This is a genomic window from Picosynechococcus sp. PCC 7003 (assembly GCF_001693255.1).
GTDB lineage: Bacteria > Cyanobacteriota > Cyanobacteriia > Cyanobacteriales > MRBY01 > MRBY01.
On the sequence record NZ_CP016474.1, the window covers coordinates 2386529 to 2401011 of the forward strand.

The window sequence follows — 14483 nt, forward strand, 5'->3', positions numbered from 1 at the left end:
CAACTGTTGCGATTTGTTACGGTTTCTATTCTAGGCACAGTTGTCGGAAATATGGGGGGTTAGTTGTTGACCTGGAGTTGGGAGCCTTGCTGATCTTTATAGACTTCGATGCGGCTTTGAAAGGCTTCCTTGAACTGGGGAATGTGAGTCACAGCGAGAATACAGGCAAAGTCAGCGGCGATCGCATTGATGGCTCCAATCAAGCGATTACAGCCTTCGGTATCCTGGGTGCCAAAGCCTTCATCAATGACCAGCATTTGGAGCGTTGTACCGGAACGGTAGGCTAAGAGTTTCGCGAGGGCGAGGCGGATTGAAAAGTTGATCCGGAATGCTTCCCCCCCGGAATAGGTTTCGTAGGCGCGGGTGCCCCGGGCATCGGCAATGACAATATCGAGGGTATCGATCATCTGGGCGCTAGTTTTTTTGCTGCCTTTCTTAGCCTTTTGGGTGAGAAATTGCACATGGAATTGGTGCTCGGTGAGGCGACCGAGGATTTGATTGGTTTCGGCTTCTAGTTGGGGCAGGGCATTTTCGATCATTAGGGCCTGAATGCCGTTTTTCCCGAAGGCTTGACCGAGTTCGTGGTGGATGCGGTATTGACGCCGTAGTTCTTTGAGTTCTGTTTTGCTGTTTTTTTGCGCAAGGGCGATCGCCCGGAGATTTTCTAAAGATTGCTGTCGTTGGCCGCGCTGGGTGATTGCTGTTTCCAAGGCTTGGCGACAGGTTTGCAATTGACTTTCCAGGTGGTTGATCTCCCCTTGATCGGCGTGGATATTATCTAAATTTTCTTGTAACTGCGCGATCTGTTGTTCGAGTTGCGCTAGTTCCGTTTGGGCAACCGTTTGGCGCTGGTTTACCTCCTGTAGTTGAGTTTCCAGGCTGGTCTGTTGCCGTTGGGCTTGGCTCAGTTCGAGGTGACGTTGTTGCCAAATTTGCCCCTGTTGGAGTGCCTGGCGGAGTTGTTGGTGGGTGCTGCGGTCGTAGTTGAGGGCGTTTAACTGCTCCTGAAGTTGCGCAAGACGGACTTGCCAGGGAGATGTGTGCCTATTTTGGTCGAGTTGATGGCGCTGGGCCTTCAGTTCTGCTTCCCGTTGGGGCAGTTCCCGTTGAAGGGCCTCCAGGCGTTGGCGCGCTTGTTTTAATTCCACCTCTTTTAGTTCTGCCCCACGGTATTTTTTTTCGGTTTCTCTGGCGATCGCCAACTGGGATTCATCGTATTGCAGGGTGTCTAACTGGTGTTGCACTTCTGCCAATTCTGCCCGCAGATCCTCAGCGTAGGCTTCTAGGTGGAGGGCCCGCTCTAGGGTTAATAATTCCTGCTCTACCTGTTTCAGTTCTTTTTCGAGGGCTTGGTTGGTTTCAATGGCCTGCTCAAGGCGGATCATTTGTTGGTCATAGCTTTCATAGCGGCTCCGGACTTGATCGACAGCTTTCAGTTCCTGGTGGTAGTCACGCAGCAATTGACCACAACGCTTAAGTTCATTTTGAAACGTCAGAATTTCTGCTTCAATGGCACTGTACTGGGCCTGGGTTTTGGCCATCACATTTTGGTGGTGGTCATGGTCAAGGTTTTGTTCGCAGAGGGGACAAGTGGCCCCCGGTTGTTGCAGCAGGGCGAGTTTTTGTTGGAGCTCCTGGAGTTGTGTTTGGCAGTTGCGCTCGGCGTCCTGGAGACGGACTTGTTGGGTGGAAATATCAAGGTGTTGTTGCTGAATCTGGTCTAGATGTTTTTTCTGGTGGTCTAGATCGGCCATGGTTTGATCGAGGCGCTGCAATTCCGCCCGCTGCTGGGGAATTTGGGCAATTTTTTCAGCGAGGTTTTGCTGTTGTTGTCGAGATGCGGCCAGTTGCAACTTTAGTTTTTCGGCGGCCTGGCTGATTTGGTTTTCTAACTGTTGCCGTTGCTGGAGTAGGGGTTGGGCTTGGTGGTGGGCCGCTTCCAGGTGCTTGATCTGGTTACGGGTGCGTTCTAATTGGTCTAGGGCGCTGGTCAGGTCGGGGGCGATCGCCAAGGTTTCTTGGACTTCTGCTTGCTGCTGGATGAGGGTCTGGATCTGCACTTCTAGCTGCTGAATCTGCCGTTGCTGCTCATTTTCTTCAGCTTGGATATTTTGCTGAATGGTTTGTTGCTCCTGCTGGAGGTCTTGGTATTGCTGGGATTTTTGGTTGAGCTGTTCTTCCTGCTGCTGGAGGGTTTGCCAGCGTTGGTATTCGGCTTCGATGGTGTCGGCTTGGTGCAGAATCGCTGTATTTTGCGCTAACTCTTGCTGGAGCTGTTGGGCCTGGGTACTGAGGCGAGTGAGGTCTTGGTGGCGGCGCTGGTGCTGTTGCTGGAGCGTTTCAGCTTGGCTTTGCAGGAGTTGCTGTTGTTGGGCGATCGCCTGAATTTTTTGGAGCTGATCCTGGAGTTGATTTTCTTGTTGCTTACCCTCGCTAATGGTCTGTTCGATGGCAGCGAGGTCTGCTTCTAGCTGGGGTTTTGCCCGGAGTTGCTCGGTTTGGGGGGCGAGGCTTTCTTCGAGGAGATCGGCCTTGAGTTTAAAAGATCTCGCTTTGTCCTTCGCGAGTTGGGCGAGGCTTTCGTAGCGGTCAAGCTTGAGGAGATCGCTCAAAATCTTTTTGCGATCCGCAGGTTTGGCCACCATAAATTCATCGGCATGGCCCTGACGTAGATAGGCGGAATTAATAAAGGTGTCGTAGTCTAGCTTGATCTCTTGATCGATGAGTTCTTGGGTTTCCCGGATCCCCTTACCTGTAATTGCGGTAAAGTCCCCCGTCGGCGATCGCACTTGGAATTGCAAAGTCGCCCCTCGCCCCCGTGATCGCATCCGAATAATTCGATAAACCTGCTGGTGACAAAGCAACTCAAAATCGACCCGCACATCCATTTCGCCCATGTGGATCACATCATCGGCACTGCTGGTGCGGCTTTTGCCCCAGATCACCCAGGTTACTGCTTCTAACAAGGATGATTTTCCGGCCCCATTTGGGCCACAAATACAGGCCGTGTGAAAGCCCGTGAAATCTAAAACGGCATCACGGTAACTGAGGAAATTTTTCAGGGTGAGTTTTAGGGGCGTCATGGATAGACTGTCGGCGACAAACACTAATCCCCATCATATCCCCGTTATTTCGTTCCCCAACCCCAAAGAATTTTATGGATCTGTTACCTCGCAAGGAAGTGACTGCTACCATGGACGCAGAAAAATCGGTGGTAGCCGGAAACGTTTTGCCCTGATTGATGGTCTACAGTTCCAGTTCTCCCCCCCCATTTCCGATGAAAAAGCTATTCTTTACCGCCTGTTGCTTGCTGCCTTTGGCGATCGCCCCCCAGGTACGAGCCGAAAACCTGACCCACCTCAGCCAACTGCTTTCGAGTCGTCAATGTCAGAATTGTCAACTGACCCGGAGCGGCCTCGCTAATGCCCGTTTAGATGGGGCTGACCTACGGGGAGCGGATTTACGTCAAGCGAACCTGAGCCGGGCCGACCTGAGCCTTGCGGATTTGCGGGGGGCCAATTTAACCGGGGCGTCCCTGGTGGGGGCCAATTTAGCTGGAGCTGACCTCGAAGGAGCTATTTTAGACGGTGCCGATCTCCGGGAAGCCTATTTAGCCGGGGCAAATTTTACCAATACTTCCCTACGGACGTTCTACATTGCGCGGGCGGTGGGCCTGTTAGATGCTCCCGTTTCGGCTGAGCAGCTTTATCAATGGGGCTTTGTGGAAGGGGAAAATAAAAATCACCGCATGGCGATCGCCTACTATGATGCCGCCGCCAACCGAGAACCCGACAATGGAGCCATTTATCTCTCCCGGGCGATCGCCCGCTATCAACTGCGGGACTTTGGCCAGGCCCAACAGGATGCCACCTTCGCCCAAACCCTATTTACCAGCCAAGGATCGACCGTTGGTGTGGATGCGAGCCAGAGGTTACTCGACGAAATTGACCTCGCCCTCAACCCGAAACAAGATTCTGGAAATACTGCCGGTAACATCCTCAGCGCCATTAGCTCCGTGCTGTTGCGTTTCTTCTTTTAAAAATCCCTAGGCTATTTCGTTACCAAAGCTTTTGGCCTCTTTTTTGCCTCGGCCCAAGCGGCTATATGATCAAGTCAATGAATTTCTTAATTTGTCCCCTAAATCTCCCCCAAATTGGGGGCAGGGGGGCTTCATAAATGGACTCTAAGCTTAATTGCGGTGGTTATTCTGGTAGCGGATCCGTGATCCGGCCCACTGGAGCTTATCGCGAATGGTTTGATAAAACGAATAGGTTTCCCGCAGGATAATAAATTTGCAGTCGCAATGGGCCTTTTGGACATTGACCCATTGGCCTGGCCAAACGGAAGTTGCCAAGGCCCCATCCATCCAGAGCTTGTTATTCAGGTCATAGTCTCCGAGGGGCCAGATATCCACATTAGAGCGAGCGGGCAAGACAATCGGGCGACTCGACAGACTCAAAGGACAGATGGGCGTCACAACGATCGCCTCTAAACCAGGGTGCATAATCGGCCCATTCGCAGAAGCGGTGTAACAGGTTGACCCAGTGGAAGTGGCCACCAATAATCCGTCCCCATGGTATTGATCCACGATGGTGCAATCGACCTCCATTTCAAAGACGGCGGTGGGCATCCGGTCAATGGCGGCGGGTTTGACGCACATTTCATTGAGAGCATAGAAGGTTTCGCTGACAATTTCTGGATCTTGGCGATCGCCTTCACAGATTTTGGCCTCTAACATCATCCGGGTTTCCACTGCATAGGCGTCGTTACGGAGTCGTTCCCACAGGGCCTGGCTATTTTCAAGCTGCTCAAAGGGTTCGGTCAAAAAGCCCAGGTGGCCGCCGACATTCACCGCCAGAATCGGAATATTTTCCTTGGAAAGGTGGCGGGCTGCCGCCAAAACGGTGCCATCTCCCCCCAGGACAATGGCGAGATCGATGGGCTCACTAACTGAGGCCAAAAATACGGGATAGGGATTATCTTTAAAGCCGCTGGGGCCGAGCAGAATGCGACTCCCCTGGGCTTCTAATTCGCGGGCACAGCGTTCGGCCCATTTCTTGGCAAAGGGATCGCCCGCTTTATAGGCAATGATGACTTGATCAAGGTTCACGGCATTTCTAAGATGACTCGGGGCGCACCTGAAAACTTTGTTGGCTTTGCTCGACCCCAGCCGTAAAGGCAGCGGTGGGTCTATCACTACTATAGGTAATTACCCAAAAGGTGGTCGCTTGCGGATACACATAGCTCACCTGTTTGAGGTCGCCACGGTTCAATTCTAAGCGCCCTTGCTCCGCCGTTTGGGTTAGGTTCACCGTAATGCCAGCGGCCTGGAGTTTGGCCACCTGTTGTTGCAGATAATCTTCTAAGGTCAGGGTTTCTGGACGTTCTTCTTGGACGATGGTGATGCTGTTTAGGCGATCGCCCTCTGCTTGAAAAGCGAGCAGTTCTAGGGTTTCGGCATTTTGATTAAGCCACTCAAGGCGATCGCCTTTATCCCAGGCCTCCAAGGTCGCTACCATGGCGGGAAGATCCAAGCCTGGATTGCCTCCCACATAGCCCGGCGGAATCGCCAACTGTACCTGTTCCGTCGTGAGGGTTTGCCACTGGTCACTGGGGGTCAGCGTTTCTGTTTCCATCCCAGGGGGATTTGCCCCACACCCCCAAAGAAAGAGCAGCAAGATCCCAAGCCCCAAGCCGCACCATCGGCGTAATTTCATCGTGAGCACCGTTCCTCTAGCCGCGTTTTTCTACTGGAATATAGCTTTGATGATGCACACCGGTATAGACCTGGGTCGGCCGGAAAATCCGGTTGACACCCAGTTGTTCTTTCCAGTGGGCGAGCCAACCCGCAACCCTGGCGATCGCAAATAGAGGTGTAAACAAGTCACTAGGAATCCCCAACTTGCGATAGACCAAACCTGAATAGAAATCGACATTGGCGAAAATACCCTTGTGGCCGTATTTTTCCTCAACAATTTTTTCTAATTCCAGGGCGATCTTGTAGTAGGGATCTTCCCCTTCGAGTTCAAAGAGTTCTTCTGCTAACCCCTGGAGGATCACCGCCCGGGGATCTTTAACCTTATAAACCCGGTGGCCGAAGCCCATAATCTTTTGCTTATTCGCCACACAGGTCTCGACATACCCACGGACATTTTCTACGGAGCCAATTTCTTCGAGCATTAAGAGCACTTCTTCGTTCGCCCCCCCGTGCAACGGCCCAGCCAAGGTGCCAACAGCGGACGCAATCACCGCGTAGGGATCTGTCAAGGTTGAAGCCGTCACCATCGCCGAGAAGGTCGAAGCATTGATCGTGTGTTCCGCGTGGAGCATCAAGCAAATATCAAAAATCTTTGCCTGGAGATCGTAGGGACGACGCTCAGTCATCATATAGAGGAAGTTCGCCGCGTAATCAAGGCTATCGTTGGGCTGGACGGGATCATTCCCCTTGCGCATCGAATTGGCTGCCGCGACCATGGTAGGGATTTTGGCCAACAAGCGGACAACGGCATGGCGAATGTACTCTGGATCATCCAAGGCACGACGGGAATAAAATAGCCCCAGGGCTGCTGCCGAGGTTTGCAAAGCATCCATTGGGTGACCGGTTTCGGGAAAACATTTCATCATGTCCCGGATGCGGTATTTGATCCGACGGTGATAGAGAATATCGTTTTTAAAATCTTCAAGTTCCTGATAGGTCGGCAGTTCGCCCCAGATCAGGAGGTAGGCAACTTCGAGGAAAGAACTTTTTTCGGCCAATTCTTGGATCGGAATCCCCCGGTATTCGAGGATGCCATTTTTTCCATCGACGAAGCTAATGCTGGATTGGGCTGCAGGAATTCCTTCTAAGCCGGGTTTAAATTCGCAACCAGTCGTCATACTGTGTACCTTGATTAGATCCTAAAAATAATATTGAGGCTAATTTTCTTGATGCCCGTGGCTAACTTAGCCTATCACGGGGATTATGGCAGTAGCCATTTTGGCGAGGTCAACAAAAATAGCTCATTATCGGTGTGGGCTTGGATCCGGGCGGCACCCGAACGAAGGCCAATGATGCCTGCTTTTTTGAGGTTGAGGTGGTGCCCCGTTTGACCAAAGGCGATCGCCTCGGCCCATTCGCCCAAGTCTGGTTGATGGCCCACAAGGACTAATTTCGCATCCGGAGCTGCTTCCCAACGTTCTAGCCAAGCTAAAAATGACCCCAGGGAACCTCCGGGGGCTAGGCTCTGGAAGACCTGGGGGTGGGGGCCTAGTTCTGCGGCGGCCAAAATTTCTGCGGTTTGTCTGGCCCGCAATAAGGGACTCGTTAAAATTCCCTCAAAGTACAGCCCAAGCTGCTTTAGTCGTTGGGCCACCAGTTTTGTCCGGGCTTCACCTTTGGCGGTCAAAGGGCGATCGCCATCCTCTGCATAATCAGCCCGGTCGGCGGCGATGCCGTGGCGAAAAAAATATAATTCCATTGCTTTTCCTCCTAGGAGATGACGGGGCGAGAACGCCCAGCGGCTCTTGTCTATTCTTAACGACAACGGCCAAGAACGTGCCAAGCTTGCCCCGATCCCAGGGTGCCATACCCTAAAAACAATTCCCCACACAACCACTATCTTGGTGCATGGGGAAATTGAGAGTCACATTAAATGTGAAGTAAATTACTGAGGCGATCGCCCCGAATTTTTTGTTTAAGCGTCAGATTCAATGTAGTTAAACAAAAGTCCCATCGCTAAAGCCGGGAAAACAACACCCGCCAAGGGGACAAGAATTACAGGCAGAAAAGAAGCTGCGTAGGCGCCGTTCATATTAAATCTTTCCTAAATGCTATTAACAAACTGGTTTTCACAATACCTTGGATATTACTGCCAGAGGTCTTGGGAGGGAACAGACATTACGATTCTTAACATAAATGACCGAAATTCCCAGGACTTGCCTTAAATGTTGCCAAATACTAAGAAAGCCAGTAAATCTAGCAATATCTCTTATAATCCGTAACAAGTGTTTATCTGAACTTAAATTGTAAGTTTGTTTTGAGAGGAGCTTAAACATTAAATGGACATTATTCAACATGGTGGAGATCCTCAAGTAGGAAACCTCGCGACTCCGATTAATGCTTCTGCATTTAGTAAAGCTTTCATTAATAATCTACCGGGTTATCGTCAAGGGCTTTCGGCACAGCGGCGTGGTCTAGAAATTGGCATGGCCCATGGTTATTTCCTCTATGGCCCCTTTGCTCTCCTCGGCCCACTGCGGAATGCAGACTTTGCTGGGGTTGCTGGCCTATTAGGAACCGTTGGCTTGATTTCCCTATTGACCCTTGCCCTTTCTCTTTATGGAAGCGTCGGCGTCAGCACACCCACTGCAACTTTGACGACGCCCAATCCTCCTGAGAATCTTGGGACAAAGGAAGGCTGGAGCGAGTTTGCGGCTGGCTTCTTAATTGGCGGCTGTGGTGGTGCCCTGGTTGCCTATGGTCTTTGTGTTGCCTTACCGATGATGTACACCATCTAGGGATTGGTTTATAAGTTTTTATACAGGGTGTTCTGTGCGGTGATCTGAGTTTTGATTTAGTTATCCGACGGCCACCACAATATATGACTTTAAAAATTACAAATTGGTAGATCTGGTCAATTGAGTTTGTTGTTTGTAAAGCCCGGTGAAAATTCACTGGGTTTTTTTGTGTCTAAGAGAAATCAGTGCCTAAAATTTAGGGGGCTGTAGGGAAAAGCTCGGTGGGGTTAATCGGCGCAGTTTAAAGGTAAGTTAGTTTCGGTGGCGATCGCCCTTGGTTTATCCTAGAGCCTAAAAGATACGCACAATTTTTGGAATAATTTTAAAAATGATATCTCAACCCAAAAGCTTGCAATGGTGGCAAAAACTGGGGGTGTGGCTCGCAACGGTATTGTTTACCTTTGGGGGTTTTGTTTCGGCAGCCCAGGCCACTGGTGTTTATGATGTGCCCTACGCCACGGGGGATCAACCGATCTGGATTGTGGATCAAGCAGAAGCAATCAGTCGTGCCAATGAAGGGCGTTTAAATCGAGAGCTCAGTGAGTTAGCGGAAACAACGGGCAAGGGTCTTCATTTGATCGCGATTCGTCGTCTCGATTATGGTCAGACCATGGAAGAATTTACCGATAAGGTGTTTGCGAAGTGGTTTCCGACACCGGAGGCCGGCGCTAACGAGGTGGTCGTGGCGATGGATGTGCTGACGAATAATGTGGCGATCGCCCTGGGGGATAATGTCCAGGACTTGATCCCACCGGAGACAGCCGAGAGTATTACTGGGGAAACCATCGGTTACCCCCTGCGCAGCAGTTCCTATAACCAAGCCTTCCTTGATGCTGAGGCCCGCATTGGTACCATTTTGAACGGTGAAGCAGATCCCGGCCCCCCAGACATCGCCGAAATTAATATCGAAAGCACTTTCACCAAGGCCGAAGACACAAAAACAACCAGTTCAACGATTTGGGTCGTGGTGCTGCTCCTCTTGGCGACAATTATCCCTATGGCCACTTACTGGTGGTATGTGCGCTAATTAACCTTTGCCCGGATTGAGCCAGATCATTTCCCAGGTAATGTAGGTGCCGACTGGGCTCCAGAGTAGAAAAGGAAACAATAGCCAAAAACTAATTTTCGAGACGGGAAAAACGGCGATCGCCAACAATAAACCCACCAAAAAACCCGCTGCCCCAATAATGGTTCCCACCGTTAGGCTGCGGGTTTTGCACATCACAGGGGTATAGGCCAAGATTACCAACTCCAACAGGCCATAACCTGCCATCAACAGCCAGGTACGAAATCCTTGGGGATCCGCATGCCAAACATAATTCGCCGAAATAATGCCGCAGATAAAAATACTCGTCCACACCACCGGGATAATGCCCTCAAAGGTGAGCCAGGCAGGACGGCGCAATTGGAAAAACCAGCGTTGATCCGCGCGAATCGCTCGATTTAGACCCACTCCTAAGGCGATCGCCACCAAAGTGATCAATAATCCCGTTCCCAGCATGTCTCTCTCCCCCAGAATTTCAACCCAATTCTATACTGGTAGAAGAAGCCCCCCAGATTATTTCTAGCGACCCGTATAGCCATGACCTTTTCGCCCCAACTAATGCGCGCCGTCGAAACCCTCCAATATCGAGCGACTGTCGGGGAAGTGGCGACCCAGGCCGGCCTAGAACTCAGTGTGGCCCAAAATGGTCTTTATAATCTGGCTGCTGATGCCGGCGGGCACCTCCAGGTGGCAGAAACGGGTGATGTTGTCTTTGAATTTCCCAAAAATTTCCAAACAATCCTCCGTAATAAGTATTTCAAAATTCGGCTCCAGGAATGGCTCGATAAAACCTGGCAAGTGGTCTTTTTCCTCATTCGGATCTCTTTTGGTATTGCCCTGATCCTGTCGATTCTCTTGATGACGATCGCTATCTTGGCTCTAGTTGCCGCCGCCAGCAGTCAGGATAATAACAACTCCTCTCGTCGCCGTAGTTCTTTTAATATGCCCTGGCTTATTTGGTGGGGCCCTGATCTGTTCCGCGTCTTTAGCCCCAATTACTACGGCTCCCGACGCGACGGCACTTCAATTGCGCCCCGCAAGAACACGACGGGCAAAACAGAGAAAGGGGGAATGAATTTCCTCGAAGCCGTTTTTTCTTTCTTGTTTGGTGATGGTGATCCTAATCCGAACCTGGAGGAACGCCGCTGGCAAACCATCGGTCAAGTGATCCAAAATAACGATGGGGCTGTGATCGCCGAGCAACTTGCGCCCTATTTCGACAAGTTATCGCCCACGGAACAGACGGAAGAAAGTTACATGTTACCGGTCTTGGCCCGGTTCAATGGCTACCCGGAAGTGTCCCCCACGGGAGACTTGGTTTATTACTTTCCAGAACTACAGGTCAAAGCCCAGGAACGCCGCCAGAAATCTGTTCCTGAATATTTAGAAGAACAGCGCTGGACCTTTACCCTTGCTCCTACGGGACAAAAATTTTTGGCGATCGCCCTTGGGGGTGTCAACTTAGTCTTGGCCCTGATGCTAGGCGTTTTATTGCAAGATTCAGCCCTGGTGGCCGAACTCGGTGGCTTAGTGGGTCTTGCCCAGGCCCTTTATCCGCTTCTCTTTGCTTATGCGATCGCCTTTTTGGCCGTTCCCCTCGGCCGCTACTTTTGGCTCCAGCGCCGCAACCAAACCATCGAAAATCGCAACGCCCAGCGACAAGAACGGGTAGTCTTACTCAACACTGGCGAACCTGAGTTGCAACAAAAACTAAGCTATGCCCAGCAATTTGCGACCCAGAAAATTCTCACCGCCGAAACCATCACCTATGGCACCGACCAAGATCTCCTGGATCAACAACTGCAAGGGCGCGATGACCTCGCCAAAGATTGGGAACGACGCCTAGAAGAAGGTCAGTAACGGTTTTTTAATCCACACGAATGGAAATGTCAGTTAATTCTGAGGATTTTGGGGATTGAATCTATCCGGCGATCGCCACTACAGATCTCGGTGGGTAAAAGGCTTGGCATCGGGACCACTGTAGGTTGCGGCAATTTGACCATTGCCGACCAGATGATATTTGTAGGTCACAAGCCCTTCTAAACCCACGGGGCCACGGGGCGGTAAGGTTTGGGTGCTGATGCCCACCTCTGCGCCAAAGCCGTAGCGGAAACCATCGGCAAAACGGGTCGAGCAATTATGGTAAACGCCCGCTGCCTTCACTTCATTGAGGAAAATCTGGGCCGTGGCTGCATCTTCTGTGATGATCCCGTCGGTGTGTTTGGAGCCATAGGTATTGATGTGGGCGATCGCCGCTTCGACATCGGTTACAACTTTAATTGCCAGAACTAAATCGCTATATTCTGTGCGCCAATCTTCTGTCGTCGCGGGTTGGACAGGAATAATCTTTTGGGTTGTCTCATCGCCAATGAGAGTCACTTGTTTCGCCGTTAAAGCTGCGGCGATCTGGGGGAGAAATTCTGGGGCAATTTTTTCGTGAATCAACAGCGTTTCAACCGCATTACAAGCCGCCGGATACTGGGTTTTCGCATCGACAACAATCGGAATGGTTTTGCTTAAATCTGCCGCCATATCAACGTATAGGTGACAAATACCGTCGGCGTGGCCCAGCACGGGGATATTTGTGTTTTGTTGCACATACTGCACAAAGGCATTAGAACCACGCGGGATGATCAGATCCACATATTCATCGAGGGACAGGAGGGTTTTAATTTCTTCGCGGGTGGTCAGAAGGGTGACAGCCTGGGGCGAAACGGCAGTGTCCTGGAGGGCGGTTTGGATAATTTCTGTCAACACAGTGCAGGATTGAATTGCTTCTTTACCCCCTTTGAGAATCACACCATTACCCGATTTAATTGCGAGGCTGGTGATCTGAATCAGCGCTTCTGGGCGGGCTTCAAAAATAATCCCTAAAACCCCCAGGGGACAGGTGACTCGCTTGAGGACTAAATCTTGATCTAACTCTCGGTGTAACTGGAGATGGCCAATGGGATCAGGGAGGTTAATTACATCATAGATACCGGCGATCGCCCCTTGCAATTTGCTCTCTCCCAACTTCAGACGGGCATAGAGGGCTGGTGCAATCCCATCTCGCTGGGCTGCTTCACAATCTGCTTGGTTTGCCGCGACGATTTTCGCCTGATTTGCCGCGAGGGCTTGGGCCACTTTTTCTAAAGCATCATTACGCTGAGCCAAGCTTAACGTGCCGAGTTTTTGGGCCGCGGCCCGAGTTTGCTGTGCCAAGTCAATCAGATTCGCCATGATTCCCTCCAAATTTATTCAGTCCTATGTTCTATTTAACATCACCTATCGCCCTGACCCAACAACGAAAAAAGCCCATCAAAATAGGCTTTTCTGTGATGAATCTGCGGATTTTAACAAGGTTAATTTAAACGCGAGTACCTTCTACGGCAGCCCGGTAGGGTTCAACATCTTCGCCGTAGTCGATGGGGAGTACCGCACAAACGTTGGGGTGGGGCCGGGGAATAATCACCCAGGATTCTAAAACACCACCATGGGCTTTCTCGACGGCTTCGATCCCGGCAGCCATGGCGGTTTTAACTTCCGAGACGTCGCCACGAATGTTGATATTGAAGCGGGCACTACCCACCCGAATGTAGCCCACTAGGGTTACACGACCGGCTTTCACCATCGCATCTGCAGCGGCAAGTACTCCGGGAAAGCCTTTTGTTTCAAGTGATCCAACCGCAGATTGAGCGGGCATAGGGGGTCTCCTTTATCTTTGTGATTAGTAAAACTTATTTATATTTGGTTCTTCACCCAAGCACATATTATTCTCTAAACTGGGCAAAACACCAAGATCTTCGCGGCACTAAGAGCGAAATTCGAGGGAAGCCTGGGTATATTCCAGGGGTAAAATCCCGACAACATTATCGGGGGGGTTGGGGACGGTGTAATGGCTCATCACTTGACCACCGACAGTTTCTTCGGCGGCCCGTAAACCGGCTTCCATGGCAGGGCGCACTTCTGAGGTACGACCCCGAATGACAACGATAAAATTACCTCTTTCGGCTTTGTCAAAAAACACAATGGTGACACGGCCCGCTTTGACCATGGCATCAGCGGCGGCAAGGACGGCGGGAAAACCTAGGGTTTCAATGACTCCCACGGCTTCTTGCATAATCTCGACTCCTGGGGGCAAGGGATAGGGCTATATTCTCCCACATTGGTTCCCTTCTGCTATAGGAAATTTTTTGGAATGGTCTTGACTGGTTCTTTACTGCCACTGTCTCCAGAGATTTTAGGTTATCCCCAGGCGACAACAACGGAGATCGCACGGCGGCGATCGCATTTGGCAGAGTGGGGCATTGAGGCCATGGTTGCGGTGGGGCCGAAAAATCTAGGGGCCTTACCCATTCTCGGCCTTGGTTATGTTGGCGCGGTTGTGCTGGTGCTTTGGGAAGGGCGGCCCTGTGCCCTAAAAATTCGCCGCTTAGATAGTAATCACGATAGCTTGTTGCCAGAAATTGATTGTTTAGCAAAGGCCAATCAGATCGGCATTGGCCCCCGTTTGCTCAAGGGATCAGCGGATTTTCTCTTAATGGAATTTGTGCCGGGGCGATCGCTCCTGACTTGGTTACAGACTCACCAAGGTCAAGAACACCAAATTTTGAGACGGACGGTGATGGAAAATATCCTCTCCCAAGCCTTTGCCCTCGATCAGTTGGGGTTAGATCGTGGCGACATGGGCCGTTTGACCCAGGATGTGATTGTTAACGAACAAGGCCAGCCCGTGCTCTTGGATTTTAGTGGCGCCAGCCTGAACCGTCGCCCCCAAAACCTGACCAGTGCGCTCCAGGGACTGCTGTGGGGAAGTGCTTTGGCAGACTATTTTGCTCCTGATTTTCCGGCGAACCAGCGACAACTATTAATGCTGCATCTGAGGCTCTATAAACAAAGGCTCAATTCTGAGCGATTTCAGGCGATTATGGCGGCCCTGGGTTGCAAACAACGGTAATAA

Annotated in this window: 15 protein-coding genes; 5 read left to right on the plus strand and 10 right to left on the minus strand. The window is 51.1% G+C overall.

Annotated features, from left to right (window positions below; all coding sequences use genetic code 11):
- Positions 1-59: 59 nt before the first annotated feature.
- Complete coding sequence (sbcC, locus tag AWQ21_RS11420) at positions 60-3107, minus strand: exonuclease subunit SbcC (RefSeq protein ID WP_232314965.1); 3048 nt, start codon at positions 3105-3107, stop codon at positions 60-62.
- Between the two features lie 170 nt (positions 3108-3277).
- Between sbcC and AWQ21_RS11425 the strand changes: the two genes are divergently transcribed.
- Entirely contained in the window at positions 3278-4039 is a 762-nt protein-coding gene (locus AWQ21_RS11425; RefSeq protein ID WP_065715328.1) for a pentapeptide repeat-containing protein, read from the plus strand.
- A gap of 150 nt (positions 4040-4189) precedes the next feature.
- Here AWQ21_RS11425 and AWQ21_RS11430 read toward each other — a convergent pair whose 3' ends face one another.
- From AWQ21_RS11430 to AWQ21_RS11450, 5 genes are all read right to left on the minus strand, one after another.
- The gene (locus AWQ21_RS11430) at positions 4190-5110 is read right to left on the minus strand and encodes an NAD(+) kinase (RefSeq protein WP_065714638.1); all 921 of its coding nucleotides are present in this window, start codon (positions 5108-5110) and stop codon (positions 4190-4192) included.
- 7 nt (positions 5111-5117) lie between these two features.
- A complete protein-coding gene (locus AWQ21_RS11435; RefSeq protein WP_065714639.1) occupies positions 5118-5717 on the minus strand; it encodes a hypothetical protein in 600 nt (199 codons plus the stop codon).
- Between the two features lie 16 nt (positions 5718-5733).
- Positions 5734-6876, minus strand: coding sequence for a citrate synthase (locus AWQ21_RS11440; RefSeq protein ID WP_065714640.1), 1143 nt, complete (start codon positions 6874-6876; stop codon positions 5734-5736).
- A gap of 83 nt (positions 6877-6959) precedes the next feature.
- On the minus strand, positions 6960-7457 hold the full coding sequence (gene sixA, locus AWQ21_RS11445) for a phosphohistidine phosphatase SixA (RefSeq protein ID WP_065714641.1): 498 nt from the start codon (positions 7455-7457) through the stop codon (positions 6960-6962).
- Positions 7458-7673: 216 nt separating this feature from the next.
- Positions 7674-7790 carry a photosystem I reaction center subunit VIII gene (locus AWQ21_RS11450; RefSeq protein WP_012308216.1) on the minus strand — a complete coding sequence of 39 codons (117 nt, stop codon included), beginning with the start codon at positions 7788-7790 and terminating at the stop codon, positions 7674-7676.
- A 247-nt stretch (positions 7791-8037) separates the two neighbouring features.
- Between AWQ21_RS11450 and AWQ21_RS11455 the strand changes: the two genes are divergently transcribed.
- Positions 8038-8496, plus strand: coding sequence for a photosystem I reaction center subunit XI (locus AWQ21_RS11455; protein ID WP_065714642.1), 459 nt, complete (start codon positions 8038-8040; stop codon positions 8494-8496).
- Between the two features lie 328 nt (positions 8497-8824).
- Complete coding sequence (gene psb32 / locus AWQ21_RS11460) at positions 8825-9523, plus strand: photosystem II repair protein Psb32 (RefSeq protein WP_065714643.1); 699 nt, start codon at positions 8825-8827, stop codon at positions 9521-9523.
- On the opposite strand, the gene AWQ21_RS11465 is transcribed toward psb32, so the two are convergent.
- Positions 9524-9997 (minus strand): TspO/MBR family protein, encoded by a 474-nt coding sequence (locus AWQ21_RS11465; protein ID WP_065714644.1) that lies wholly within the window; start codon positions 9995-9997, stop codon positions 9524-9526. It abuts the gene before it with no gap.
- 81 nt (positions 9998-10078) lie between these two features.
- On the opposite strand from AWQ21_RS11465, the gene AWQ21_RS11470 reads away from it, so the two are divergent.
- A complete protein-coding gene (locus AWQ21_RS11470; protein ID WP_065714645.1) occupies positions 10079-11401 on the plus strand; it encodes a hypothetical protein in 1323 nt (440 codons plus the stop codon).
- 78 nt (positions 11402-11479) lie between these two features.
- On the opposite strand, the gene proA is transcribed toward AWQ21_RS11470, so the two are convergent.
- The 3 genes from proA to AWQ21_RS11485 form a co-directional block, all read right to left on the minus strand.
- A complete protein-coding gene (gene proA / locus AWQ21_RS11475; RefSeq protein WP_065714646.1) occupies positions 11480-12763 on the minus strand; it encodes a glutamate-5-semialdehyde dehydrogenase in 1284 nt (427 codons plus the stop codon).
- A gap of 127 nt (positions 12764-12890) precedes the next feature.
- Positions 12891-13226 (minus strand): carbon dioxide-concentrating mechanism protein CcmK, encoded by a 336-nt coding sequence (locus tag AWQ21_RS11480; protein WP_065714647.1) that lies wholly within the window; start codon positions 13224-13226, stop codon positions 12891-12893.
- Between the two features lie 108 nt (positions 13227-13334).
- On the minus strand, positions 13335-13643 hold the full coding sequence (locus tag AWQ21_RS11485) for a carbon dioxide-concentrating mechanism protein CcmK (RefSeq protein ID WP_062436057.1): 309 nt from the start codon (positions 13641-13643) through the stop codon (positions 13335-13337).
- 84 nt (positions 13644-13727) lie between these two features.
- Between AWQ21_RS11485 and AWQ21_RS11490 the strand changes: the two genes are divergently transcribed.
- On the plus strand, positions 13728-14480 hold the full coding sequence (locus AWQ21_RS11490) for a serine/threonine protein kinase (RefSeq protein ID WP_157094751.1): 753 nt from the start codon (positions 13728-13730) through the stop codon (positions 14478-14480).
- Positions 14481-14483: the final 3 nt, after the last annotated feature.